The sequence below is a fragment of the Actinoplanes sp. M2I2 genome, from assembly GCF_023544445.1.
Lineage (GTDB): Bacteria > Actinomycetota > Actinomycetes > Mycobacteriales > Micromonosporaceae > Actinoplanes.
Genome location: NZ_JALPVJ010000010.1, coordinates 267,202 through 291,639, shown reverse-complemented (window position 1 = coordinate 291,639; position 24,438 = coordinate 267,202). Strand labels below are relative to the sequence as shown.

The window sequence follows — 24,438 nt, the reverse complement described above, 5'->3', positions numbered from 1 at the left end:
TCATCGTTTGACGGCGCTCTCATCGTTTGACGGCGGCCAGTAACCCGGCCCCGGACGGCACCATCGCCGGGATCCACTCCTCGGACTCCCGCACCGCCCGCAGCGTTTCGCGGACGGTCAGCGTGTCGACGTCGCGCGCGGCCGGGTCGCTGATCCGGCCGCCGGCCATCGCCCCGTTCACCAGCAGCACCCCACCCGGGCGCAGCAGCCGGAGCGCGGCCTCGGCGCAGGCGCCGAACTCGGTCACGTCGGCGTCGACGAAGACCAGGTCGTAGACGCCGTCGGCCAGCCGGGGCAGCACGTCCAGCGCGCGGCCGGTGATGATGCGGGTGCGCGACGGGGCGAAGCCGGCCTCGACGAAGATGCGCCGGGCGACCCGCTGGTGCTCGTTCTCGACGTCGATCGTGGTCAGGACGCCGTCCGGGCGCATGCCGCGCAGCAGCCAGATGCCGCTCACCCCGGCGCCCGTGCCGATCTCGACCACCGCCTTGGCGCTGCCGGCCGCCGCCAGCAGGCGCAGCACCGAGCCGGCGGCCGGGCTGACGCTGTCGAGTCCGAGCTCGTGCGCGAGGCTGCGCGCCGTCTGCAGGACGATGTCCTCGCTCGCGTAGGCCTCGGCGAACTGCATGGCCTGGCCCGTCGACGGGCCGATCGGACGGGCTGGCGGGGCGATGACGACCTCCGGGGCGATGGACGGACGCACGTGGATTCACCCGCGCACATCGGATAAGAGAGTAGAGCGATGCTCTTCGTGGCCGCACCGGGCCGTCGATGCATAAACAGCCCGCGGCAGGGCGTCGTCCGGGATCCGTGTCATCCTGGAGAGGGAGCTCGGCGAGGATTGAGTGGAGGCACCGACGTGACCGACGGCTGGAACGCGCGACCCGCTCCGCCGCCCGCCAACGGTCAGCCCGTTCCACCAGGCTCGCCGTGGTGGTCCGACGCCCTCGCTGACCCGTGGCGCGACCCCTACGCGCCCACCGCGGTGGTGCTGCAGAACGCGCAGTCGACCGGTGGCCCGCCACCCGAGCCGGTCGTCGATCCCGACGCGCCTCGTCGGTCGTACACCCCGATTTTGCTCATCTGCCTGGTCACGGCCCTGCTGGCCGGTGGTCTGGGCGGCACGCTGGGCTATGTCTTCGCTGTCCGGGGCGGGGTCGCGACCGGTGGCGGCGCCCTGGGCGCGACCGCCGAGGACCCGCCCGCGTCGGCCAACCGGGCGCCCGAGTCGCTGGCCGGCGTGGCCGACAAGGTGCTCCCGAGCGTGGTGACCGTCCGGGTGACCGGCGCCATCGGCTCCGGCTTCGTGGTCTCCGAGAACGGCTACGTGATCACCAACGACCACGTCGTGGAGGGCGCGGACGAGACGCTGTCGGTGTCGTTCGCCGACGGCTCCACCGCACGGGCCGAGTTGGTCGGCCGGGACCACGACTCCGACATCGCTGTGATCAAAGTCGCCAAGAGCGGTCTCACCCCGGTCGACTTCGGCAACTCCGACTCGATCGCGGTCGGCGACCCGGTGCTCGCCTTCGGGTCACCGCTGGCCCTGGTCAACACCGTGACCGCGGGGATCGTCAGCGCGCTCGACCGCACCATCGAGGCCGGTGAGTCGGGATCGCCCCGCTACTACGCGGCGATCCAGACCGACGCCGCGGTCAACCAGGGCAACTCCGGCGGCCCGCTGGTCGACGTGGGCGGCAAGGTGATCGGCGTCAACTCGGTGATCCGCTCGGTCGGCGGCACCGAGACCGAGGCCGGCAACATCGGCCTGGCCTTCGCCATCCCGATCAACCAGGCCCGCCGGGTGGCCGGCGACATCATCGACCGCGGCAAGGCCCGGCGTACGGTGATCGGCGCCGAGGTGGCCACCGGGGGGACCAGCACGGCGGGCGCCCGGTTGCGTTCCGTCGAGCCGTCCGGCCCGGCCGGCGCCGGTGGCTTGAAAGCCGGCGACGTCATCACCAAGCTCGACGGGCACGTGCTCGAGGACGGCACCGACCTGATCGCGCTGGTGCGCAAGTACGCGCCCGCAACCACTGTCGCGGTGGAGTACCGTCGCGGGACGAAGACGCAGAACGCCTCGGTGAGGTTGGCCGCGGACTCCAACTGATCGCCGTCCGGACTGCCATCGGCCACCTTGCGTGCGTACGCTTGGCGCGGGAACTTGGGAGGCCACGTGTTCGAGAATCTGAACTGGTGGGAGATCGGCGCACTGCTCATGCTGGCGCTGCTGATCTTCGGGGAACGCTTGCCCAAGGTCATCGGTGACGGCCTGCGCATGCTGCGGGGCCTGCGGGCCATGGCGCAGAACGCGACCACCGACCTCAACCGTGAGCTCGGCACCGACCTTCAGCTGCAAGATCTGCACCCCAAGGCGTTCATCCGCAAGCACCTGCTGAGCGAGGAGGACGAGGCGGCCATCCGGAAACCGCTGCAGGGCCTCCTGGACGACGTGAAGCAGGATCTGAACGGTGTGCGTACCGACCTGAACGACGTCGCCGTGGCGGCGGACATCAAGAACAACCGCTCGAGCGTCTCGGAGCCCGGCTCGGTCCCGGCCCGGCCGGCGCTCGACCTCGACGCAACCTGACCAGGACGTCGCCGGACACACCTCGGCCCCCGCTTCAATGGAAGCGGGGGCCGAGTTTCGTTCCTAACGGCGCGCGTTGACCGTGAGGCCGAGCGGCTTGCCGATCAGCGACTCACGGCGGACGGCCAGCTTGTCGGCCACGGCGTCGAGCGCCCGGGCGGCCGGCGCGTCCGGGGCGACCAGCACGATCGGGTCACCGGCGTCGCCCGCCTCCCGTACCCGGGTGTCGAGCGGGATCTGCCCCAGCAGCGGCACCGAGGCGCCCACTGTGGTGGTCAGCGAATCGGCGACCTTCTGCCCGCCACCCTGCCCGAAGACCTCCATGCGCGAGCCGTCCGGCAGCTCCAGCCAGGACATGTTCTCCACCACGCCGACCAGGCGCTGATGGGTCTGCATCGCGATCGCGCCGGCCCGCTCGGCCACCTCGGCCGCGGCCGTCTGCGGCGTGGTCACGACCAGGATCTCGGCGTTGGGCAGGAGCTGGGCCAGCGAGATGGCCACGTCGCCGGTGCCCGGGGGCAGGTCGAGCAGCAGCACGTCGAGGTCGCCCCAATAGACGTCGGCCAGGAACTGCTGCAGCGCGCGGTGCAGCATCGGACCCCGCCAGACCACCGCGGCGTTGCCGGCGGTGAACATGCCGATCGAGATGACCTTCACGCCGTGCGACTGCGGCGGCATGATCATGTCTTCGACCCGGGTCGGGCGGCCCTCGACGCCGAGCATGCGGGGCACCGAGTGGCCGTAGATGTCGGCGTCGACGACGCCGACCGACAGCCCCCGCTTGGCCAGGGCCGCGGCCAGGTTGACGGTCACGCTGGACTTGCCCACGCCGCCCTTGCCGCTAGCCACCGCGTAGACCCGCGTACGCGAGCCGGGCTGGGCGAACGGGATGACCGGCTCCGCCGCCGCGCCGGCGCCGCCCCGCAGGCTGACCTGCAGAGCCTTGCGCTGCTCCTCGTCCATCACCCCGAAGTCGACGGTCACCGCGGTGATGCCCGGGATCTTGGTGAGTGCGGCGGTGATGTCGTTGTTGAGCTTGTCGCGCAGCGGGCAGCCGGCCACGGTCAGCAGCAGCTCGACCCGGACCGTGCTCTGGGCGACGGTGAAGCCCTTGACCATGCCGAGGTCGGTGATCGGACGGCGGATCTCGGGGTCGTCGACCGTGGCCAGGGCGGCCTGGATCGCGTCCTCGATGGTGGAGACGGGAGCGGACATGAGGCCCATGCTACGTCGGGGCGGTCAATGATCCTCTTCCCAGTCCTTACGATCCTCCTCCCAATCCGAGCGGGCTCTTTTCTCCCGTCGGTGGGCGGCTTCGTCCAGCTCGTCGGCGAGCCGGGACAGCTCGGAACGCAAGAAGTCGCGGGTGGCGACCTCGCCCATCGCGATGCGCAGCGAGGCGATCTCGCGGGCCAGGAACTCGGTGTCGGCCTTCTGCATGGCGGCCCGCCGGCGATCCTCCTCCATGGCCAGACGGTCGCGATCGGTCTGCCTGTTCTGGGCGAGCAGGATGAGTGGCGCCGCGTAAGACGCCTGCAACGACAGGATCAACGTCAGGAACGTGAACGTGTACGGGTCGAAGCGCAGCTGAGCCGGAGCCAGAGTGTTCCACGCGAACCAGGCGGCGATGACCAGCGTCATCCACACGATGAACTGGGCCGTGCCCATGTAGCGCGCGATGCTCTCGGACCAGCGGCCGAACGACTCGGGGTCGAAGCGGGGCAGCCGCACCCGGCCCGGCTCGACGGGCTGGTCGAGCCGGTCCACCCGGTCGCGGCGGGGATCAGTCACAGCGTGACCTCGTCGTTCTCCTGAAGGTCACGGTCACGCCAGTCGCGCGGCAGCGAGTGGTCGAGCACGTCGTCGACCGTCACCGCGCCCACCAGGCGGTGCGTGTTGTCGACCACCGGGATGGCGACCAGGTCGTACGTCGCCATCCGCTTGGTGATCTCGGTCAGCGTGGTCTCGGGTCGCAGCGGCTCGAGGTCGGCGTCGACGAGTCCGCCGAGGATGGCCGACGGGGGCTCCCGCAGCAGTCGCTGGAAGTGCACCATGCCCAGGTATTTCCCGGTGGGCGTGGCCGAGGGCGCGCGAGCGACGAAGACCTGGGCCGCGACCACCGGGGACAGCTCCGGCTCGCGGATGCGGGCCAGCGCCTCGGCCACCGTGGCGTCCGGCGTGAGGATCACCGGTTCCGAGGTCATCACGCTGCCGGCCGTGCCCGGGCGGTAGTCGAGCAGCTGGCGGACCGGGTCGGCCTCGTCCGGCTCCATCAGGTCGAGCAGCACCGCCTGCTCGGCCTTGGGCAGCTCACCGAGCAGGTCGGCGGCGTCGTCCGGGTCCATCCGCTCGAGCACGTCGGCCGCGCGCTCCCGGTCGAGACGGACGAGGATCTCGACCTGGTCGTGCTCGGGCAGCTCCTCGAGGACGTCGGCCAGGGTGCGGTCGCTCAGCGCGGCGGCGACCTCGTTACGGCGGGCGTCGGGCAGATCCTGCAGGGCGTTCGCCATGTCGGCCGGTTTCATCTGCTCGAGCAGGGCCAGCAGGTTGGACGTGCCCTGGGTGTCGGTCGGCCCGACCAGCCCGCGGACCCGGTCGTAGTCGGCCTGGAAGACGTGCCCGCGGCGGGCCAGCCGCCCGGTCTGCCCGCGGACGGCGACCCGGGTCACCAGCCACTCGTTGTTGCGGTTCAGCTCCATGCCGATGTCGACGACCGTGCTCGGCATCGGGGGCCCGTCACCGGTCTCGGGCGCCACGGTCACCCGGCGGTCGAGCAGGTCCTCGACCACGAGCAGCTCGTTGGGCCGCTTCTCGAAACGGCGCAGGTTGAGCACGCCGCTGGCCAGCACCACGGCCTCGGCGTCCATCGACGTCACCCGGCCGATCGGCAGGAAGATGCGCCGGCGCAAGGCCATCTCGGCGACCAGCCCGACCACCTGGGGCGGCCGGTTCGTCGTCCGCAGGCGCACGACAGCGTCCCGCACCCGCCCGACCCGGTCGCCGTTGGGGTCGAACACGGGCAGCCCGGCTAGCCGGGCCAGATAAACCCTCGTCCCCATGGTCACGGCTCCAGCCTAGGTTAGGGTCCGGACATGTCAGGAGTGGCGTACGAGATCGTCGACGTGTTCACCGACCGGCCGTTCGCGGGCAACCCGCTCGCGGTGGTCTACGGCGGCGACGATCTGGCCACCGATCAGATGCACGCGCTGGCCCGCGAGTTCAACCTGGCCGAGACGGTTTTCGTCCTCCCGCCGACCGATCCCGCGGCGACCTACCGGGCGCGCATCTTCACGCCCGAGGTGGAGCTGCCGTTCGCCGGCCACCCGAGCGTCGGCGCGGCGGTCACCTCGATGCGGCGGGGCCTTTTTCCACCGGGAGAGGTGGTGCAGGAGTGCGGCGCCGGTCTGCTCCCGATCACCGTGGAGTCCGGCCGGGCGACGGTCACCAGCGGAGCGCCGCGGCTGGGCCCTCCGCTGGACCCCGCGCCGCTGCTCGAGCTGGCCGGCCTGACCGCCGACGACCACGCCGAGGGTGCACCGCGGTCGGCCGGCGGCGGTCTCGACTGGGTTTTCCTTCCGGTACGCCGGCAGGCGCTCGCCGGCGTGCGGATCGACGGGCCGGCCGCCGAGCGCGCCGGGATCACGGACCTGTGCGTGTTCTCGTGGTCGGCCACGGCCGGCGAAGCGCACTCCCGCGTCTTCGTGCCCGGCACGGCCGTACCGGAGGACCCGGCGACCGGTTCGGCGGCGCTCGGCCTCGGCCTGTGGCTGGTCGCCACCGGCCTGCTGCCCGGTGAGGGGACGTCGGCCTACCGCGTGCATCAGGGCCACGAGATGAAGCGTCCCTCGCTGCTGGAGTGCACCGTCACGGCCTCCGGCGGGGTGGCGACCCGGGCCACCGTGGGCGGTCACGTCTGTCCCGTCGCCCGCGGCGAGATCATCGTGCCGCCGTTCATCGGCTGAGCCACCTGCCGGCTGGTCAGCGCCGCCGGACGCGGTGGAGGCGGAACGGGCGACGGGTCTCGACGCGGGCCGGCGTCTCGCGGGGCTCGGCGGCGCCCGAGTCGGCCGGCAGGTCGGGCGCCGACACCGGCGAGTCCTCCACCGGCGTCAGCCGGACGACGGCGCAGCCCGCCCCGGCCCAGCGCGCCACGACCTCCTCGGCCGTGCCCGACGCGTTCAGCCGCTTGGCCGCCAGCTGCGGAGCGACCTCGGCCCACTCCTCACCGCCCGGCGACAGCCGCGACACGGCGGCCTCGGTGATCACGATGAGCCCGCCGTTGTCGCCGCGCAGCCGCACGGTCGCCCGGGACGCCTCGGCCAGCCCCGGCGCGTACTGCTCGCCGGGCCCGCTGACGACGATCAGCGTGCCGTCGAGCGGCATCACCCACAGGGCCAGGGCCGGGCCGTCGCCGACCGAGATCCAGGCCAGCGCGGCCTTCTTGAGCGCCTCTTCGAGCACCGCGGACGTCACCGCGCCATCCTCCCACGTCGAGGCGGTCAGGCCGCCGCGCGCTGCCGGGTGCCGGCGATGCGGGAACGGTCGACCAGCCCGACGACTTCGGTGAGCGACCGCACCGTACGCCCGGCGAAGTTGGTGTCGGCGTCGAAGACCAGGTGGTTGGCCAGGTCGGGGGCGGCCAGCCGGACCGGGGTCATGCCGACCGAGGCCGCGCCGGTCAGCTCGTGGCTGCCGCCGTCCCCGACATAGAGGCATTCGGCGGGCAGCACGCCGAGCTGCTCGCACGCGGCCAGATAGATGCGGGCGTCGGGCTTGCAGACGCCGAGGCGTACGGAATAGACCGTTGCGTCGAGCAGCGGGGCGACCGGCAGGCTGGGGAGGAACGCCGGCAGCTCGTGGGTGCAGTCGCTGATCAGGGCGGTCGACAGGCCCCGGCGCTTGATCGCGTCGAGCACGCTGACCGCGTCGTCGCGCAGCCGGGTGTCGGCCTTGAGAGCGTCGACCCGGGCCGGCACGCCGGCCCGCAGCTGGTCGCTGCGGGGGCGGCCACCAGCCTGTTCGATCACCCATCGTAGGGTGGCTTCGGCGGAGCCGTAGCGTCCGCGGGCGCGGGCCCGGAACGTGCGGTCGAGCACCCCGTTGACCGCCTCGGGGTCGGCCCCGAGAGATCGTGCGATCTCCGCGTGCTGGGGACCCCGTTGGACAGATCGGGTCAAGGTGCCGAAGAAGTCAAACACGACCGCACGGTATGCGGGCATGGCGAAACGCCTCCTGGAGCATCGAGGGGGGTAAAAGGGGCGAGAAACCTCGGTGAGAGTAGCGACAGCATCACTTTCCGTTCAATAGGGGACCGCAAACTGTGGTGCACCAGTCCGCAAGAAGCGACTGCCGGGGATGAATGAGCGCTCATCGGCTCGATTGCCGACTGTTCTGGCTCTGGTCGTCGCGGTGCTCGCCGTGTCCTCGTCGGCGCCGCTGATCGCCTTCGCGGCCGCCCCGGCCCTGGCCATCGCGTTCTGGCGCAACGCGCTGGCGACCGTGGTCCTCACCCCCATCACGTACGGGCCCCGGCGCGCAGAACTCTTCGGCGCCTCACCGCGGGCGAAAGTTTTCGGCGTGCTCGCCGGCGTCGCGCTCGCGGCCCACTTCGCCACCTGGATGCCCAGCGTCCAGCTCGGCTCGGTGGCGACGGCCACGGCGCTGGTCGCGACCCAGCCGGTGTGGCAGGGCGTGATCGCCGCCGTCCAGGGCCGCCGCCCGTCGACCGCCGGCTGGATCGGCATCGGCCTGGCCGTGGCCGGCGCCGCGTGGGCCACCGGCGCCGACGTGGGCGTCTCGACCCAGGCCGTGCTGGCCGACGTTCTCGCGCTGCTCGGTGGGGTCTTCGCCGCCGTCTACACGGCCCTGGGCGAACGGGCCCGGACAGAGCTGCGCACGACCACGTACACCTGGATCTGCTACGGCGTCTGCGCGGCGATCCTGCTGGTGGTCTGCCTGGCCGCCGGCCTCGATCTCGGTGGCTACGACAACCGCACGTGGGCCGCGATCCTGGCTCTGGTCGTGGGCGCCCAGCTGCTGGGCCACTCGATGTTCAACTACGCGCTCGAGCACACGACGGCGACCACGGTCAGTGTGCTGATCCTCCTCGAGGTGCCGGGCGCTTCGCTGCTGGCCTGGCTGTGGCTAGATCAACAGCCGCGGGTGGCTGCCCTGCCCGGTCTGGCCCTGTTGTTGTCCGGCGTGGCCGTCTTCATCCTGGGGGCGGCCCGATCCGCCCGCCCGGTCGTCGATCCCGCTCTTCCCGACTGACCCGCCGCTTCAGTGCCCGGTCTGCCCGGCTCCACTGTCCCTGACCGCATGTCGGTCCCGTCTTCCTTCCCGCTTTCCATCGGCTCGCTCGGTCCGGGCGGCGATCGCCGGCCTGTCCCTTCCCATTTGTTCTTTTGGCGGCTTTCAGTCGTTGAGCCGGGGAGGCCCACGTCTGGCGGCCCGGGCCCGTGCCGGGTAGAGAGGGGGAATGCGATGTACAGGTCTCGATTCCGGATCGGCTGCCTCGCCGTGCTGGCGGCGATCCTCGTGATCGGCGGCTGCGCCGACTCGGCCGACGACCAGCCGGCCGACGGCCCCGGCCTGACCGGCGGCTGGAGCACGGCCGGCTGCGAATTCCTGCGCCTGCCCGAGCAGATGGCCGTCGCCGGCGTGGCGATGCCGGTCACCCCGGCCAAACTCCAGGCCGCCATGGACCGCATCGACCGGGCCGGCCACGACCGGTTCGGCGACAGCTACGCGGGCCTGGAGATCGACCAGGAGAACACCCGGGCCATCGTGCACCGGGTGCCGTCCGCAGCTTTCGACGAGTTCATCCGCCAGGCCGCCGAGGACACGTGCATCGTCGTGCGCGACGCCGCCCACACCGCGGCCGACCTCACCGTCTGGCACGACCGGGTGCTGGCCGACCTCGACTACTGGAGGCACACCGGCGTCCGGATCGTCTCGGTCGGCGCCCGCCACGACGGCGCAGGCGTGGAGATCGGCACCCAGGATCTGACCAAGGCCCGCGACGAACTGCCCGCCCGCTACGGCCCCGAGGCCCCGCTGCTCCTCGTCCAGGAGGCCCCGGTTCGCCCCCTGACCAACCCCACCGCCACCCCCCGCAACGACTGACCTCCTGGTTCCGGCCGCCCCTCAGTGTTCGTGTCAGGCCGGACCACGCACCTGTCTCACCCTGGCGGCGACGAGGCGACTCCGGCCGGGGTCCGCCCTTCGGTGGGAAACCGTGAGTGAAGGAGGGAATGGCGTCCCTGGGGCTGCCTCGGTGGAAGCGGGCTGAGAGGATGGCCCGGGATGCGCCCCGTCGGCTGCGGCGTCCGTCCGGACGCGTCCGGCCGGCTTCGTCGCAGCGGCAGTCGGATCCGGGCCCGAGGTCGCTACAGAGGTGGAGGTCCACGTGGAGGATGCGGAGCCGCAGGAAGCGCCGGTCACATTACGGCTGGACGGCAAGGTTGCCCTGGTCACCGGGGCCGGCAGTCCGGACGGGATCGGTTACGCGACGGCGCGCCGGCTGCGCGACCTCGGCGCGCGGGTGGCGATCGTCTCGACCACCCGGCGCATTCACGAACGGGCCGCCGAGCTCGGCGTCACCGGTTTCGTCGCTGATCTCACCGACGAGGCCGAGGTGGGCGCGCTGGCCGACGCCATCACCGACCAGCTGGGCGACGTCGAGGTGCTGGTCAACAACGCCGGCCTGACCAGCCGGGCCAGCCCCGAGATCCTGCGACCGGTCTCCCAGCTCACGTATGACGAGTGGAAGTCCGAGATCGACCGCAACCTGAGCACGGCGTTCCTGTGCAGCCGGGCCTTCCAGGGCGGCATGGCCGAGCGCGGCTGGGGCCGCATCGTGAACCTCTCGGCCACGGCCGGCCCGGTCAACGCCCTGCCGACCGAGGCGGCGTACGCGGCTGCGAAGGCCGGCGTCGTCGGTCTGACCCGCGCGCTCGCGATGGAGCTCGTCGCCGACGGCGTCAACGTCAACTGCGTCGCGCCCGGCACGATCTACACGGCCGCGTCCACGGTGTCCGAGATCAAGCAAGGCCTGGGTACGCCCATCGGCCGCCCCGGCGCCCCCGACGAGGTCGCCGCGGCCATCGCTTTCCTCTGCTCGCCGGCCGCTTCCTACATCACCGGCCAGATGCTGGTGGTCGACGGCGGCAACAGCGTCCGCGAGGCCGAGTTCCGCTGACCCCACCCGGCCGCCCCGCGCCGGGTTGGCCCCGCGCCGGGTTGGCCCCGCGCCGGGTTGGCCCCGCGCCGGGTGGCCCCCGCGCCGGGCTGGCCCCCGCCTTCGCACGAGCCAGATCTCACGACGCGTTGTGCCGCTTCGATGTGAGCCCAGTTCACAGCGATGGTCCGATCTTGAGCAACGAGGTGTCCGTGCCGGATCGGGGGCGTGGGGCCGCTCCGATGGGCGCCTAGATCGGATCTTGGGCCGCGAGGGGTTCGGTCACCCTGACGTGTGCCGAGCCAGATCATGGGTGACGAGGCGTCGGGTCGGCTTCCGCGACTGGAGCGGGGTTCTTCGCGCGGCCGGCCGGGTGGTCCGGCCGACCGGCGCGGGTGCTGGTTACGGGCTCGTGCTGGAGGCGCCGACGGCGACGATCCCGATGACGATGTAGAACGCGCAGATCAGCACGTAGATGCTGGTGAAGATGTAACTCAGCCAGAGGCCGGCCGTGGCCAGGCCCTCGCCCTGCTCGCGGGTCTGGCGGATCTGCTTCTTGGCGACGTGGCCCATCACGATGCCGGCGGGCGGGAACACGAACGCGAACACCAGCGCCAGGATGGCCATCGTGTTGGTCGTCGCGACCGGCTGGCCGTAGCCGGGCTGACCGTACGGCTGCTTGTACGCGTCCTGCCCGAAAGCAGCCGGCTGTCCGTAAGGCTGCCCGCTGGACGGCTGAGCACCGTAGGGCTGCCCGTACGGCTGGCCGTAGGGCTGACCGCTGGACGGCTGCGAGCCGTACGGCTGCCCGCTCGACGGCTGCTCGGCCGCATAGGGGTCGTGCGGCTGCTGCCCGTACGGCTGCTGCGGCTGATATGGATCCGGTGTGCCACCGGGTGGGTATGTCATCAAGTCCTCCTCGTTCCCCGGCACCGTACTAGCCGGGGTGTGGAAGAGAACACGATAGGTGCACGTGTCCGCAGGTTGCGACGGCAATCGGACCGAGGCGGCCCGATGCCGGGCTCGCTCAGGGCAGCTTCGTCAGGCTTCCCACGGCCCGCTCGACGGCCAGGCAACGGTCCTCGACGTAGTCGAGCCCGGCCTCCTCGGCGATGCGCCGCGCCTCGGCCGAGAAGATGCCGCTCTGCAGCCAGACCGCCGGCGCCTTGATGGCCACCGCCTGACGCACCACCTCGACCGCGTCGCTGGCCGGCCGGAACACGTTGACCAGGTCGACCGGCTCGTCGAGGTCGGCCAGGGTAGGCACCGTCCGGACCCCGAACACCTCGTCGACGAACGGGTTGACCGGAATGATCCGCCAGCCGTGCCGGAGCATCTGAAGCGGAACCGTGTGCGCCGGCTTGAACGGGTCGCGCGACGCGCCGACCACGGCGATGACGTTCGCCTCGGCCAGGATCTGCTGTGCATCCCTCATGCCATCGACTCTCTCACAACAACGTCAACTGGCGATCCTCCCGCACGTCCGGAGCGGTCTCGGGAACGGGCGTGACTGCCCGGGCCTCGGCGGGCCCGGCCCGATGCAGACCGTGCCGGCGGGCGGCGATGCGCACGCGGGCGCTGATCTCGCGCTGATAGGTCTGCGGCGCATACGACCCGTTTCCGTAGAGCTCGCGGTAGCGCGGGGCCAGATCGGGACGGGTCCGGGTCAGCCACGACGCATACCACTCCCGGGCGCCGGGACGCAGATGCAGCGGAAGCGGCGTCACGCTGGTGGCGCCGGACGCGGCGATCGCGGCGACGGTCTCGTCGATCGACTCGTCGGTGTCGGTGAGGCCGGGCAGGATCGGCGCCATCAACACGCTGACGTCGAAGCCCGCGTCGGTGAGCCGGCGTACCGCGTCGAGCCGGCGGCGGGGGCTGGGAGTGCCCGACTCGACCGCCCGCCAGACCTGCTCGTCGATGAAGCCGACGGAGAACGACAGGCCGACCCGGGTCACCTCGGCCGCCTGGGTGAGCAACGGCAGGTCGCGCAGGATCAGCGTGCCCTTGGTGAGGATCGAGAACGGGTTGGCGTGGTCGCGCAGCGCCGCCAGGATCTCGGGCATCAGGCGGTAGCGGCCCTCGGCGCGCTGGTAGACGTCGACGTTGGTGCCCATGGCGATCGGCGCGCCGGACCAGCGTGGCGCGGCCAGCTCACGGCGGATCAGCTCGCCCGCGTTGACCTTGACGACGATCTTGGAGTCGAAGTCGTGGCCGGTGTCGAGGTCGAGATAGCTGTGGGTGTGCCGGGCGAAGCAGTTGTGACTGACCACGCCGTCGGCGATGAAGTCACCCGTGCCCGTGGAGATGTCGAACAGCGGCAGGGTGAGCCCGAGGTCTTCGATGTCGACCACGGCCAGCCCGCGGCCGGCGCGCACGCCGACCCCGGAGGCGTCGAGCGGTGCGCCGTCGACGCCGGTGAGGTGCCGGAAGCGCAGGGCCGCCCACAGGTCGCGGTCGATCTCGACGGTGCCGGTGCCCCCGCCGCGCACCCGCACCGGGGTGCGGCTGGGCAGGCCGAGGTGGGTGAGCGCCTCGGTCACCCGGGCCAGGAACAGCCGGTCGGCGCTGTCGAAACTGATCGCCAGCCGGTCGGCCCGTCCGACCGCCCCGAAAGCGCCGGCGAGAAAGCCTCTGTACCACCCCGACGTGGGTAGCTCGGGCCAGCGCAGGGCCTCGTGCAACGGCACGTCCTCGAGGTAGCCGTCGGCCCGCACCCACGCGTCGCCGGCCCGGGCCGGCGCGCCGCCGGTGTCGCCCCGCCCGGCGTCGCCCCGGATGAGGCCGCAGAGGAAGCCGCCCAGGTAGTCGGGTGACTCCTTCGGCGGCTCGGCGAAGTGGCCGACCCCGAACATCAGGTCGCCGACGGCGAGCGCCGGCTGGTGGGCCTCGGCCGGGCTGACGTGCCGCCAGCCGCGATCGGTCAGGAACCGGTGGTCGCCGCTGGACACGAGGCGGGTGCCGTCGGCCAGGGTGACGCGGAAGGCGGCCTTGGTGGTCGACCAGTGGTCGAGCACCGTGGTGGGGACGTAGCGGCGGGTGGAGCCGGCACCCATCGTGCCCAGGACGGCGTCACCCGGGCGCAGGTCGGCGAGCCGGCGCGTGGTGCCGTCGGCCATCAGGATGGGAGTGTCGCCCGACAGGCAGTAGGCGCAGGCGTGGGAGCAGCCGCGGTAGGGGTTGATGGTCCACTCGAAGGGCACCCGCGACGCGCCAGGAACACGGTTGATCAGGCTTTTCGCCTGGATCTCGTAGAACGTCATGCCGGCGAAGCCGGGGGTGTCGAAGGTGCGCACGGCGGCTCCGGGCAGCGCCAGCGGCAGGGGTGGTGCCGTCGGCGCTGCCCTGTCCTGGAGCGAAGCCCTGTCTCCGGACGAGCCGTCCCCGATCAAGCCGTCCCTGATCGAGCCGGCCCCGGTGGGGTCGCGCTCGATCGAGCCGTTCTCGGCCGCGGCCGACAGGTTGGACCATCGCATGGCAAGGATTCGAACACATGTTCGATCGGCTTGTCCAGTCACCTTCGGGTGTGTCGGCGGGTGACGCGCCGGCCCACGAAAAGGCCCGCGAACCGAACCGGTTCGCGGGCCTGACGAGGGAGAACGAGAGGTCAGTGGCTGTGGGCGGCCAGCTGCTGGCGAACCTCGTCCATGTCGAGCTTCTCGACCTGCTCGATCAGGTTCTCCAGGGCGGACTCGGGAAGAGCGCCCGGCTGGGAGAAGACGATGACGCCATCGCGGATGGCCATGATCGTCGGGATCGAGCGGATGTCGAACTTCGCGGCGAGCGCCTGCTCGGCCTCGGTGTCGACCTTGCCAAAGGTGATCTCGGTGTGCTTCTCGGAAGACCGCTCGTAGGTGGGAGCGAAGCGGACGCACGGCCCGCACCAGCTCGCCCAGAAGTCGACCAGGACGATGCCGTCCTTGTTGGTGACCTCGTCGAAGTTCTCAGCGGTCAGCGCAGTCGTCGCCATGTTGTCTCCGTCCACGGGAAAATTGGCTTTCGTGCGGTGAAACCCATCCTTCCCATCTGCCATTCCCGATCGGAGCCCGGACGACACGTGGTCTGGAGCACCAATCGAACGCGGTGTGGGGCGGGGGCAACTCATCGTAACGATTAGTGAGGAGGGCGCTCCCGGTAACGAGCCAAGTTGTAACGCCCGCTTTGCGCCCGGTAATCCGGACATGACGTGAGTCGTCAGTCGATCGTGCCGCTGACCTTGGCGGCCGTTCTCGCCGTAAGTAATAGGAAACATTCTTAAATGTGATTCGGATCACAGCCGAGGAATCTTCACGTGGATACGCACGGTAAGGCAGACTCTGCTTCATCAGAGCGTGGGCGGCGGGCGTCGGAGAGGGCCCCGCCGCTCATTGCCGTCTCACACCGCTTTCGCCGCCGGTGTCCCGCCGGGCCGGGCCACGCACCGGAGTCGGGTGCGATCGCCCGATTGGGTAGCGTAACCGCCCATGATTGCCGCCGAGGACGAGTCCGCCGACGTCGGCGTGGGGCCCTGGGCCGGTGACCCGCCGGACGACCCGCGTTACGACCCTGAGCTGCTCGCCCATGGTGATCGCCGCAATGTCGTGGACCGTTACCGCTACTGGCGCCGTGAGGCTGTCGTCGCCGACCTGGACACCCGCCGGCACGACTTCCACGTCGCCATCGAGAACTGGCAGCACGACTTCAACATCGGCACGGTGGTGCGCAACGCGAACGCCTTTCTGGCCGCGGAGGTGCACATCGTGGGCCATCGGCGATGGAACCGGCGCGGCGCCATGGTCACCGACCGTTACCAGCATGTGCGGCACCACGCGACCATCGAGGAATTCGTGGCGTGGGCCGTGGAGCGGGACCTGCCGGTGATCGGGATCGACAACCTGCCGGGTTCGCGGCCGATGGAGACCGTCACCCTGCCGAGGCGCTGCGTCCTGCTCTTCGGTCAGGAGGGCCCCGGACTCTCCGGGCCGGCCCGGGACGCGTGTGCCGAGCTTTTCTCGATCGCCCAGTACGGGTCGACCCGCTCGATCAACGCCGGGGTCGCCAGCGGCATCGCGATGCACGCCTGGATACGCGCGCACGCGGGTCCCCCGCCCGGGTGAATCGGACTCGGCTGCTCGGGTTCTGCAGATCCGCTTGACGCGGCCTCCTGCGCGTCGCACGGTAAGAGGCGTGGGTGTCACAGTGAGTTGCCCCAGATGTAGTGCACAGGTGCGCGAGCCGGACCTGATGCACACCGACTGGCGCTGTGACAACTGCGGCGAGGTCCCACCTTTCCATGTGGCCGAGCACATCAGCACCGACATCATCGAGAGCATGCTGCAGCGCCGGGCGCCCTCGGGTGAGCCGACGCCGTTCTGGTGCCCGTGGCCGCTGCCGACCGGGTGGATGGTCACCGGTGTCGGCTGGGCGGGCGACGACCGTACGGGTGTCCGCGCCTCCGTGGTCGCCTGCAGCGGCCCTGATCCGCTCGGCGGCGGCCCGGCCGACGTCGTGCTGATCGCCGAACAACCCGGGGTCGGGCTGGGCACCAGATTCGGTGGGATTCCCAGCATCGACCCTGGTCACCTGCTTGCCGAAGCGCTCGTCGCCGGGAACGGCCACGCTGGACCGCACGCCAAGATCAAAGCGGCCGGTCACCCCACTCCACTGTGGTGCGTCAAGTCCCCGGAAGATCGAAGCGCGTACGTGAGTGAGGCGAAAGGAATGTGGCTCTATGCGGTAGCGTGGCCCGCAAGCGCGGGCTACTTCCTCGCCGAGCACGTCGTCCTGCACGATCTCTGCGAGGGGATTCCGTCCGAGCTTGTGTACGGAGCGCCGTCGCCGTACCTGCAGGGCAAGGCCTAGCCAAGTTGGCCCCTGACCTGCGGATACGGAATCGGCTTTTCGGCCACATTGTTCACACCGAGCGACGAAGCTGATACCGTCAGTACTGCCGCGGCGCTGACCGTCACCCGCACCCACAGGAGAAGGCCCGCCATGATCAAGAAGGTTCTGACCTGGCTTGGTATCGCGTTCTTGATCTTTTTCATCGCCTTCAACCCGAACTCGGCCGCCTCGGTATTCGAGTCTCTCGGGGGCACGATCGCTGATATTGCCCGGGGCTTCGGCACGTTCTTCACGAACCTCGTCGCTTAGCATCACCCCATGGGTGGTCCAGCTGAGCCGCACGAGCCTCGAGGCGAGGGCGCCGGGCGCCCTCGGGACGACGACGAGAACTTCGGGTTCGACGACCCGGCGTTCGACGGCGATCCCGACTACGCACGGCGACGTCGCGCCTATGCGGACGGACCCGGTTACTCGCCGGACGCCGGTTATTCACCGGATGCCGGCTACTCGGGCGACGCCGGCTACGCGCGCAGCGCCGGGTATCGCGACGACTCGTCCTACGACGACAGCGGCGAGGAATACGAGCCGCCTGTCTTCACCGAGGAGGAGCTCGAGGGCCTCGGCCCCGAGGGCGGGGGAGGCCCACGCCGGGTCCTCCCTCTCGAGGACGAACCGACCACACTGGTCGCCCGCTATCTCTTCCCGACCGAGCGCTACCGCGGCGAGTGGAAGAGGCACTGGATCCACCTGTCGACGCCGCTGGGCATCGGGGCCGGCGCCACGCTGGCCCTGGGCTATCTGGCCGGGTTCCTCACCCGGCAGGACATCAACGGCCTGGTCACCGTCGCCGTCCTGATCTGGCTCGGCGTGATCAGCTGGGTCGCCTGGAAGGTCTTCGACTGGTATTTCGACCGCTTCATTCTGACGAACAAGCGGGTCATGGTCGTCAACGGCATCATCACCCGCCGGGTGGCCATGATGCCGCTGCTCCGGGTCACCGACATGAAGTACGAACAGTCCGCGCTCGGCCGCCTGCTGAGCTACGGCACGTTCGTGCTCGAGTCGGCCGGGCAGGATCAGGCGCTCCGCGAGGTCAAGCACCTGCCCAACCCCAACGAGCTGTATCTGCGCGTGGTCGAGGAGATGTACGAGCCGCAGGCCGTCGAGGCGCGCCTGGGCAAGGACACCGACGGCGACGACGCCTGATCCGCTCCGCGGGCGGCGTGTGACGAAGGGATCGTGCCGGGGGTGCGGCCGCTGGTGGCGCCGGGCCGGTAGCGTTTTGCGGTGACCCGAATAGACCTGCACTGCCACTCGACGGCCAGCGACGGCACGCTCACCCCGGCCGAACTGGTTCGTGCCGGTGCGGCCGCCGGGCTCGACGTCATGGCGATCACCGACCATGACACCACCGGCGGCTGGTCGGCGGCGGCCGAGGCGCGCCCCGACGGACTGCGGCTGGTGCGGGGGGCCGAGCTGTCCTGCCGATGGCTGGGCGCGGAGCAATGGCCGATCGCCCTCCACATGCTGGCCTATCTTTTCGACCCCACCGAGCCGCGCCTGGCCGGTGACCTGGCCCGCCTGCGCACCGACCGGGAACAGCGCGCCGAGAAGATCGTGGCCCGGCTCAGCGCCGACGGCGTGCCGATCACCTGGGCCGAGGTGTACGGCTACGCCGCGGGCGGCTCGGTCGGGCGGCCGCACATCGCCCAGGCGCTGATCCGGGCCGGGCTGGTGCGCACCACGAACGAGGCGTTCGCCTCGCGGTGGCTGGGCGCGCGGTACTTCGTACCGAAAGCGGATCTGGACGTCTTCGAAGCGGTGCGGGCCGTGCGCGCGGCCGGCGGCGTGACCGTTTTCGCCCATCCCCGGGCGACCGCGCGCGGGCGGGTCGTCCCGGACGAGTTGATCGTCCAGCTGGCCGACGCCGGGCTGTTCGGGCTCGAGGCCGACCACGAGGACCACTCACCGGCCGAGCGCGACCATGTTCGCGAGCTCGCCGACGACCTCGGCCTGGTGGTCACCGGCTCGTCCGACTTCCACGGCACGCACAAGACCGTCCAGCTCGGCGCGTTCACGACCACCCCCGAGGCGTACGAGAAGATCGTCTCGGCCGCCACCGGAGTGCCTGTCCTGGGGTGACGCTGGCCGCATCGAACTGCGTCGAGGCCGCGCGACCCCTACCGTGATCGCGTGAACTGGAAGCTGCTGGGCGAGGTCTTCGTGACCCTCCTGGTCATCGTCGATCCGCCCGGCATGGTCCCGGTGTTCCTGGCGTTGACCGGGTCGATGGACGGCCGCGCCCGAATGAAGGCGGGCACCCAGGCGGTGCTGCTCGCGCTCGGGGTGATCGTCGGTTTCGCGGTGGCCGGGCAGACGCTGCTCGACTATCTCCACGTGGAGCTGCCTGCGCTGCAGGGCGCGGGTGGTCTGCTGCTCGTGCTGGTCGCCCTGCAGCTGCTCACCGGCCAGGCGGACGAGCCGTCGGCACAGGGCGGCACGAGCAACGTCGCCCTGGTGCCGATCGGGACTCCGCTGCTGGCCGGTCCCGGCGCGATCGTGGCCACCATGCTGTTCGTACGCCGGGCCGACGGTTTCGACGAGTACCTGGTCATCGGCATCGGCATCCTGCTGGTCATGCTGACCGTGTGGCTGGTGCTGCGCTTCTCCGGCGGGATCGTCAAGCTGCTGCGACCGGCCGGCATCGAGGTGCTCACGCGCATCGCCGGTCTGCTGCTGGCGGCCATCGCGGTGCAGTTGATCGCCGACGCCATCGACGCCTTCGTCCAGCTCTACCTCGCCGAGGGCTGAGCGACTTCTTGTCGTACCCGGCTGGCAGGATTGTCCTGTGCCTTCCACCAGACGCTCCAGCGTGCCCGAGCAACTCGGCTTCGCCGGCATGCCCGAGCGGCTCTTCGTGTGCACCCCCAGCAAGCTCGGTGCTTTCGCCGACTGTGCCCGCCGCTATCGATACTCCTACGTCGACCGGCCCACCCCGCCCAAGGGCCCGCCGTGGGCGCACAACTCGCTCGGCGCCAGCGTCCACACCGCCCTCAAGAACTGGTACGGCGTTCCGGCCGACAGCCGCGAGCCGGGCGTGCTGCCCCGGTTGCTCAAGGCCACGTGGGTCCGCGAGGGCTACCGCGACGTCGACCAGGAGCGCGTGACCTACCGGGCGGCGCTGCGCTGGCTCGAGACCTACGTCAACGGTCTCGACCCGGTCGACGAGCCCCTCGGCGTCGAGCGGGTGGTCGCCACCAAGACGGCGGTGCTGGCCTTCAACGGCCGGGCCGACCGCATCGACTCCCGGCGCGGCGCCGACGGCCCCGAGGCGGTGATCGTCGACTACAAGACCGGCCGTTCCGGCCTGGATGCCGACGACGCCCGTGGTTCCCAGGCCCTGGCCCTGTACGCCTACGCGGCGCAGCGGGTCTTCCGGCGCCCGAGCTACCGGGTCGAGCTCCACCACCTGCCCACGGGCACGGTGGTCGCCCACGAGCACACCGAGGATTCCCTGGCCCGTCAGGTCCGCCGGGCCGAGGACACGGCGCGCGACATCATGGCCGCCGAAAAGGCCGTGGCCGCCGGCGCCGACCCCGACGCCGAGTTCCCGGCCAACCCGGGTGCGCTCTGCTCGTGGTGCGACTTCCGCAAGGCGTGCCCGGTCGGCCGGGAGGCTCCCGCCAAAGACCCGTGGACGGCGGTCGACCATCTGACGCCGACGTCCTGACCCCTCGGCCGCCCGTTGCCACTTCCCGGATGCCGGCGGCCCCGACGCCCTCCGGGTGGCGACTGGGCGGCGCCTCGACCGACCCTCTCCGGGTGGCTCAGCGGAGTGGCTGGCGTTGCCGGCGAGGGGCCGGTCGAGGGGCGTCCACGTCCAGGTCGGCGCTCGCGGGGTGTGGGATCGTCAGGAGTCGGTGATGTTGGCGCGGGCCAGTGCGGCCTGGCGCATCGGGGCGGTCCGGTATTTGCGCGGGAGCGTGTTGATGACCGTCGTCAGCAGCAGCCGCATGCTCCGTACCGACAGGTCGGCCGTGACATCGGTGGTGGGCCAGCCCAGCCCTCCGTAGAGGCGCCTGGCCCACGGCGGAAGCAGGGCGACCGCGGTGCCGGCGACACCGAAGTAGGCCCACCGGGCCGGTCCCAGCGTGAGGCCCAGCCGCAGGGTGCGGCTGCCGAAGAAGTCGGGCACCGGCGGAACGGTGAGGAACAGCGCGGTCTCGGCGCTGTCCTTGGTCAGGGCCAGTTCGGGGCGCATGGTCTCGTAGTAGGCGTCCACCTCGGCGGCCGTCGCGGGCACCGTGGCCGGGTCCAGGCCGACCAGTTCGGCCGATCTCAGCTGCTCGGTGTAGTACTGATCGACCTCGTCCGGGGTCAGCTTCAAGCCGGCCCGGGTCGCCGTGGTGAGGAACGACTCGACCTCGGTCACGTGCACCCAGCGGAGCAGATGGGGCTCGTCGATGCGGAACGTCTCACCCGTACGGGGGTCGGTCGCGGTCATCCGGGAGTGCATCCGGCGCAGGCGGCTGGACGCTCGCTCGACCTCTTCCGTGGTGCCGTAGATGACCGTGCCGACGTACTCCGAGGTGCGGTTGAGGCGGCCCCAGGGGTCGGAGCGGTATCCCGAGTTCTGGGCCACACCGGCGACGGCCCGCGGGTGCAAGGCCTGCAAATAGAGGGAACGGAGCCCGCCGAGCAGCAGGATCGGTTCGCGGTGCAGCTTCCAGGTGACCGATCCCGGCCCGAACAACCCGACGTCGACGCTCATGTACTCAAGATTGCCACGCTCGGCGGCCAGACTTGAACTCGTTCAGTTTCAGATTCCGCCTAGTCAGACCGGTTTAGCGCATCGTGACCGCGATGAACTGGGCGCCCGATCGGAGTCGGTGGTGCGGGCCGCGGCGAATCGTCTCCGACGACCACGCGGGAGTAGCCCGGAATTCCGTTGGTCAAGATCGGCTGAAGTGGTGAACCGGCTCGGGCCCGAGGGCGTAGACGCATACGGTGATGCTTGCGTCGTCAGATACTTCTATCCTGGCGGCCCGACCGGTTCCTGAGGAGGCTTCGTGTTCGACCAGATCAACGGCTTGCCCGTGCACGCACTCGTGCTGCACGCGGCGGTCGTTTTCGTCCCGCTGCTCGTGCTGGCGGCGGTGGTCTACGCGCTGGTGCCCCGCTGGCGGCCCCGGATGGGGTGGGCGCTGGGGATCCTGGCGATCGCCGCGCCGGCGTCGACCTTCGTGGCGATGGCCTCGGGCAACGAGCTCTACAACCGTCTGGTGAGCCAGGGGCTGAGCGGCCCCGGCAAGGAGATCCTCGACGACCACATGGGCTTCGGCTCGCGGACGTTCTGGTTCACGCTGGCCCTCGGCGTGGCAAGCCTCGTGATGCTGGCGCTCACGTGGAAGCGCGGCAGCACCCGCCTGCCGATGGCCGGCGAGGTCGGCGGCGCCGTCGCGCTGATCGCCCTGGCCGCCGTCTCGGGCTACTACGTCTTCCAGACGGGCGACTCCGGCGCGACCGCCGTGTGGGGAACTTACTGAAGCCTGCTCGGTTCCGCCCCGGGGTGCACCACCCCGGGGCGTCGTCGTCCCCGGACCTGCTTGGCGTCGTCCCCGGACCTGCTGGGCGCCGCGCGGGCGAGGGCGAGGCGAGATCAGTCGCGCACTGAGCGCGTGAAGCGAGCGACGCCTCCCCGGACCGGTGCGCCCGCTTGCCGGACCTGAGCGCCGGAGCATGGCAGTACTTCCGGCGCCGGATCCGGTGTGGTGGTCCTTCCAGGCGGCTTCGGTAAGTGGGGCTCTCTGGTCGGAGCGTGGTGAGTGCTTCCAGCGCCGGTTCAGGGTGTGGTGGTCGTTCTAGGCGGCTCCGGTCAGTCGCGCATTGAGTCGGAGCCTGGTGGGTGCTCCCGGCGCCGGTTGAGGGTGTGGTGGTCGTTCCGGGCCAGCTTCGGTCAGTCGGGCACCGAGCCCGGAGCGTGGTGAGTGCTTCCGGCGCTGGACGACGGTGTAGTGGTCGTCCGGGGCGGCTTCGGTCAGTCGCGCGCTGGGTGCGGGGGTGGACGGAGCGCGGGGCTTCGAGCGCTGGGTCAGAAGAGCAGGCGCGTGCACAGGAGGCAGATCAGGATCAGGGCGATCGCTCCGGCCACCAGGCCCACGCCGTAGGTGACGGTGCGGGCGGAGCCCTCGGAGTCGTCCAGCAACTCCATGTCCTGGGGCGGCATGGTGCGCGGCGGGGGTGGGCTGGCGATCGTCGGCGGGCGCCAGTGCGGCGAGGGCCGTGCGGTGCGCGGCGGCCCGGGGTAGACCGGGCCGGGCGGCGGGGCAGGCTTTTCCGGCTGTCCGGCGGGCGCGGCGGCGTCGGGATCCGGCCGCTGCCAGTACGCGTCGTCCGGGGCGCCCGTGGGGGTGGTCACGTTCATCGACGGTACAGCCGAAGGGGGAAGACGTCGGCAGCGGCGCGGGCCTACCCTCATAGGCGTGGACATCCTGGATGAGCCCGAGCGCGACAACGACGCCGAGCGTGAGGTCGACTTCGACGTGGAAGAGACGCCCGTCCTGCCCGACCAGACCCGCGACGACACCGAGCTGGGCTGGGGAGAACGGTCGACCGACAACGACGAACGCCTCCTGGAGGACCGCCCTCCGCACTGGTGACGCCGATCGGCCGCCGTGGTGACTTCGGCGGCTGTGGTGCAAGCTGAGCGGGCCGCCGTGGTGTGACTCCGGCGGCCGCGGCGGCGTCCTGGGTAGCTGTGGTGGCGAGCTGGTCGGCTGAGGCTGCTGGTCGGACAGCCGGCCGCCGACGACCGGCTCACCGCATCGGCCGACGCCGCCCTGGCCGTGGTGTTCGGCCGGCTGCCCCGAACGGTCCTGCGGATGCCGTGACCGGCCCTGCGGATGCCGTGACCGGCCCTGCGGGGATGCAGAGACCGGTCCGCGGGATGCCGTGCTCAGCTGGGCGCTCCTCTGGCGAATAGTGATCCTCCGCGGCGGCCATCGGTCGGCGCGGCTGTCGGCGTGGGCGCGGAACGTCAGCCGGGACGGATCAGGACGGTGAAGCTCTGGCCTGTAGTCACGACGGCTTGCCGGGCCTGGGCCGGGGAGAGCGCCAGCAGGAGGCCGCCGACGGTGGGGTCGTTGCGGGCGGTGACCTGGAGGACGAGGGCCGACTCGGCGAGCGGCGTCGTGCTGCCGTCGGAGCCGTCCAGCCGGAGTAGGTCCACTCGGTTGCCCGGCTCGACCAGGGCCAGCGCCGCCGGGTCGGACAACCGGACCGGCACACCGAGGCTGCCGGTGGGAACGGTGTGCGCCTCGGCCGGTGAGGACGGCGCCGCCGAGCTCGCGGCCGGGACCGCGTAGGTCGGAGGGGCGCAGCTCGGTGGGGGTGACCACGACACCAGAGCGGCGGTGCCCAGCAGGATCGCGGCCGCTGCGAGGCGTAGCAGCAGACCGCGGGCCGGTGGGCGCCAGCGCACGGGGTCGAGACGGCCGTCGCCGCTCGGTGACTCCGTCGCCGGTGGCAGGGCCGAGCCCAACCGGGATGTGCTGGATCGGCCCATGGTGCGTGCCTCCCGCTCGCTCTGGCGTCGCGGTCTGGCGGCGCCGGGCGAACGTTAGGCCGGGCGGGAGATCGTTCGCCGCAGGCCTGTGGACAGACCGGCGATGTGGAAAACCGAACCCCACCCGCCGGACCTGCTAAGGCGGCCACGGCAGGGTGACACCAAGTGCCGAGAGGCGGCTATCGCCAGAGGTGGCGGCGACCGCAGGACGACGTCAGCGTCCCTAAGGCGGCCATGGCCATTGAAGGACGTCGCCAGGATCGCTGCCCCGGGCGACCGGAC

General features: G+C 71.1%; 28 protein-coding genes. 15 read left to right on the top strand and 13 right to left on the bottom strand.

Annotation, left to right across the window (positions count from 1 at the left end; translation table 11 throughout):
* Positions 1-19: 19 nt before the first annotated feature.
* On the bottom strand, positions 20-628 hold the full coding sequence (locus HJC40_RS22525; RefSeq protein WP_250003455.1) for an O-methyltransferase: 609 nt from the start codon (positions 626-628) through the stop codon (positions 20-22).
* A 231-nt stretch (positions 629-859) separates the two neighbouring features.
* On the opposite strand from HJC40_RS22525, the gene HJC40_RS22520 reads away from it, so the two are divergent.
* A complete protein-coding gene (locus HJC40_RS22520) occupies positions 860-2,110 on the top strand; it encodes a S1C family serine protease (protein ID WP_250003454.1) in 1,251 nt (416 codons plus the stop codon).
* A gap of 66 nt (positions 2,111-2,176) precedes the next feature.
* Positions 2,177-2,590 carry a preprotein translocase subunit TatB gene (locus HJC40_RS22515; RefSeq protein ID WP_250003317.1) on the top strand — a complete coding sequence of 138 codons (414 nt, stop codon included), beginning with the start codon at positions 2,177-2,179 and terminating at the stop codon, positions 2,588-2,590.
* Between the two features lie 63 nt (positions 2,591-2,653).
* Here the strand turns inward: HJC40_RS22515 and HJC40_RS22510 are convergent, their stop codons facing one another.
* From HJC40_RS22510 to HJC40_RS22500, 3 genes are read right to left on the bottom strand one after another with little or no spacing between them, the layout of a single operon-like run.
* A complete protein-coding gene (locus HJC40_RS22510; protein ID WP_250003316.1) occupies positions 2,654-3,805 on the bottom strand; it encodes an Mrp/NBP35 family ATP-binding protein in 1,152 nt (383 codons plus the stop codon).
* A gap of 24 nt (positions 3,806-3,829) precedes the next feature.
* On the bottom strand, positions 3,830-4,381 hold the full coding sequence (locus HJC40_RS22505; RefSeq protein ID WP_250003315.1) for a DUF1003 domain-containing protein: 552 nt from the start codon (positions 4,379-4,381) through the stop codon (positions 3,830-3,832).
* Complete coding sequence (locus tag HJC40_RS22500) at positions 4,378-5,655, bottom strand: magnesium transporter MgtE N-terminal domain-containing protein (protein ID WP_250003314.1); 1,278 nt, start codon at positions 5,653-5,655, stop codon at positions 4,378-4,380. The genes HJC40_RS22505 and HJC40_RS22500 overlap by 4 nt, the downstream gene beginning before the upstream one ends.
* Before the next feature lie 27 nt (positions 5,656-5,682).
* Here HJC40_RS22500 and HJC40_RS22495 point away from each other — a divergent pair, with 27 nt between their 5' ends.
* Positions 5,683-6,552, top strand: coding sequence for a PhzF family phenazine biosynthesis protein (locus tag HJC40_RS22495; RefSeq protein WP_250003313.1), 870 nt, complete (start codon positions 5,683-5,685; stop codon positions 6,550-6,552).
* 16 nt (positions 6,553-6,568) lie between these two features.
* Here the strand turns inward: HJC40_RS22495 and HJC40_RS22490 are convergent, their stop codons facing one another.
* Together HJC40_RS22490 and HJC40_RS22485 are read right to left on the bottom strand one after the other, a co-directional pair.
* Positions 6,569-7,063, bottom strand: a complete 495-nt coding sequence (locus tag HJC40_RS22490) for a hypothetical protein (protein WP_250003312.1) — start codon at positions 7,061-7,063, stop codon at positions 6,569-6,571.
* Between the two features lie 26 nt (positions 7,064-7,089).
* The gene (locus tag HJC40_RS22485) at positions 7,090-7,809 is read right to left on the bottom strand and encodes an HAD family hydrolase (protein ID WP_250003311.1); all 720 of its coding nucleotides are present in this window, start codon (positions 7,807-7,809) and stop codon (positions 7,090-7,092) included.
* A 136-nt stretch (positions 7,810-7,945) separates the two neighbouring features.
* Between HJC40_RS22485 and HJC40_RS22480 the strand changes: the two genes are divergently transcribed.
* The 3 genes from HJC40_RS22480 to HJC40_RS22470 all read left to right on the top strand — a co-directional run bounded on the left by HJC40_RS22480 (position 7,946) and on the right by HJC40_RS22470 (position 10,790).
* The gene (locus HJC40_RS22480; RefSeq protein WP_250003310.1) at positions 7,946-8,860 is read left to right on the top strand and encodes a DMT family transporter; all 915 of its coding nucleotides are present in this window, start codon (positions 7,946-7,948) and stop codon (positions 8,858-8,860) included.
* Between the two features lie 213 nt (positions 8,861-9,073).
* Positions 9,074-9,715 (top strand): hypothetical protein, encoded by a 642-nt coding sequence (locus tag HJC40_RS22475; protein WP_250003308.1) that lies wholly within the window; start codon positions 9,074-9,076, stop codon positions 9,713-9,715.
* A gap of 271 nt (positions 9,716-9,986) precedes the next feature.
* Positions 9,987-10,790: an SDR family NAD(P)-dependent oxidoreductase gene (locus HJC40_RS22470; RefSeq protein ID WP_374272441.1), complete on the top strand. Its 804-nt coding sequence runs from the start codon at positions 9,987-9,989 to the stop codon at positions 10,788-10,790.
* A gap of 381 nt (positions 10,791-11,171) precedes the next feature.
* Here HJC40_RS22470 and HJC40_RS45395 read toward each other — a convergent pair whose 3' ends face one another.
* The 4 genes from HJC40_RS45395 to trxA all read right to left on the bottom strand — a co-directional run bounded on the left by HJC40_RS45395 (position 11,172) and on the right by trxA (position 14,739).
* Positions 11,172-11,678, bottom strand: a complete 507-nt coding sequence (locus tag HJC40_RS45395; protein WP_284043537.1) for a DUF4190 domain-containing protein — start codon at positions 11,676-11,678, stop codon at positions 11,172-11,174.
* A gap of 118 nt (positions 11,679-11,796) precedes the next feature.
* Complete coding sequence (locus HJC40_RS22455) at positions 11,797-12,204, bottom strand: CoA-binding protein (protein WP_250003304.1); 408 nt, start codon at positions 12,202-12,204, stop codon at positions 11,797-11,799.
* Between the two features lie 13 nt (positions 12,205-12,217).
* Positions 12,218-14,245: an intein-containing Rv2578c family radical SAM protein gene (locus HJC40_RS22450; RefSeq protein WP_374272438.1), complete on the bottom strand. Its 2,028-nt coding sequence runs from the start codon at positions 14,243-14,245 to the stop codon at positions 12,218-12,220.
* 131 nt (positions 14,246-14,376) lie between these two features.
* Positions 14,377-14,739, bottom strand: a complete 363-nt coding sequence (gene trxA / locus HJC40_RS22445; RefSeq protein WP_250003302.1) for a thioredoxin — start codon at positions 14,737-14,739, stop codon at positions 14,377-14,379.
* 493 nt (positions 14,740-15,232) lie between these two features.
* On the opposite strand from trxA, the gene HJC40_RS22440 reads away from it, so the two are divergent.
* The 7 genes from HJC40_RS22440 (at position 15,233) to HJC40_RS22410 (ending at position 20,322) form a co-directional block, all read left to right on the top strand.
* On the top strand, positions 15,233-15,865 hold the full coding sequence (locus HJC40_RS22440) for an RNA methyltransferase (RefSeq protein WP_250003301.1): 633 nt from the start codon (positions 15,233-15,235) through the stop codon (positions 15,863-15,865).
* A 70-nt stretch (positions 15,866-15,935) separates the two neighbouring features.
* Positions 15,936-16,610, top strand: coding sequence for a DUF6758 family protein (locus HJC40_RS22435; protein WP_308200930.1), 675 nt, complete (start codon positions 15,936-15,938; stop codon positions 16,608-16,610).
* A 132-nt stretch (positions 16,611-16,742) separates the two neighbouring features.
* Complete coding sequence (locus tag HJC40_RS22430; RefSeq protein WP_166661190.1) at positions 16,743-16,901, top strand: hypothetical protein; 159 nt, start codon at positions 16,743-16,745, stop codon at positions 16,899-16,901.
* 9 nt (positions 16,902-16,910) lie between these two features.
* Complete coding sequence (locus HJC40_RS22425; RefSeq protein ID WP_250003299.1) at positions 16,911-17,798, top strand: PH domain-containing protein; 888 nt, start codon at positions 16,911-16,913, stop codon at positions 17,796-17,798.
* Positions 17,799-17,879: 81 nt separating this feature from the next.
* On the top strand, positions 17,880-18,734 hold the full coding sequence (locus HJC40_RS22420) for a PHP domain-containing protein (protein WP_250003296.1): 855 nt from the start codon (positions 17,880-17,882) through the stop codon (positions 18,732-18,734).
* 51 nt (positions 18,735-18,785) lie between these two features.
* Positions 18,786-19,403, top strand: a complete 618-nt coding sequence (locus tag HJC40_RS22415) for a MarC family protein (RefSeq protein WP_250003294.1) — start codon at positions 18,786-18,788, stop codon at positions 19,401-19,403.
* 88 nt (positions 19,404-19,491) lie between these two features.
* Positions 19,492-20,322 carry a PD-(D/E)XK nuclease family protein gene (locus tag HJC40_RS22410; RefSeq protein ID WP_250003450.1) on the top strand — a complete coding sequence of 277 codons (831 nt, stop codon included), beginning with the start codon at positions 19,492-19,494 and terminating at the stop codon, positions 20,320-20,322.
* 180 nt (positions 20,323-20,502) lie between these two features.
* Here HJC40_RS22410 and HJC40_RS22405 read toward each other — a convergent pair whose 3' ends face one another.
* Entirely contained in the window at positions 20,503-21,363 is an 861-nt protein-coding gene (locus tag HJC40_RS22405; RefSeq protein ID WP_250003292.1) for an oxygenase MpaB family protein, read from the bottom strand.
* Between the two features lie 298 nt (positions 21,364-21,661).
* Between HJC40_RS22405 and HJC40_RS22400 the strand changes: the two genes are divergently transcribed.
* Positions 21,662-22,138, top strand: coding sequence for a DUF2231 domain-containing protein (locus HJC40_RS22400; protein ID WP_250003291.1), 477 nt, complete (start codon positions 21,662-21,664; stop codon positions 22,136-22,138).
* A gap of 545 nt (positions 22,139-22,683) precedes the next feature.
* On the opposite strand, the gene HJC40_RS22395 is transcribed toward HJC40_RS22400, so the two are convergent.
* Positions 22,684-23,016 carry a translation initiation factor 2 gene (locus tag HJC40_RS22395; RefSeq protein WP_250003289.1) on the bottom strand — a complete coding sequence of 111 codons (333 nt, stop codon included), beginning with the start codon at positions 23,014-23,016 and terminating at the stop codon, positions 22,684-22,686.
* 58 nt (positions 23,017-23,074) lie between these two features.
* Here HJC40_RS22395 and HJC40_RS22390 point away from each other — a divergent pair, with 58 nt between their 5' ends.
* Positions 23,075-23,251 carry a hypothetical protein gene (locus tag HJC40_RS22390; RefSeq protein WP_250003287.1) on the top strand — a complete coding sequence of 59 codons (177 nt, stop codon included), beginning with the start codon at positions 23,075-23,077 and terminating at the stop codon, positions 23,249-23,251.
* A 377-nt stretch (positions 23,252-23,628) separates the two neighbouring features.
* Here HJC40_RS22390 and HJC40_RS22385 read toward each other — a convergent pair whose 3' ends face one another.
* Positions 23,629-24,156: a hypothetical protein gene (locus HJC40_RS22385; RefSeq protein ID WP_250003285.1), complete on the bottom strand. Its 528-nt coding sequence runs from the start codon at positions 24,154-24,156 to the stop codon at positions 23,629-23,631.
* Between the last annotated feature and the right edge of the window lie 282 nt (positions 24,157-24,438).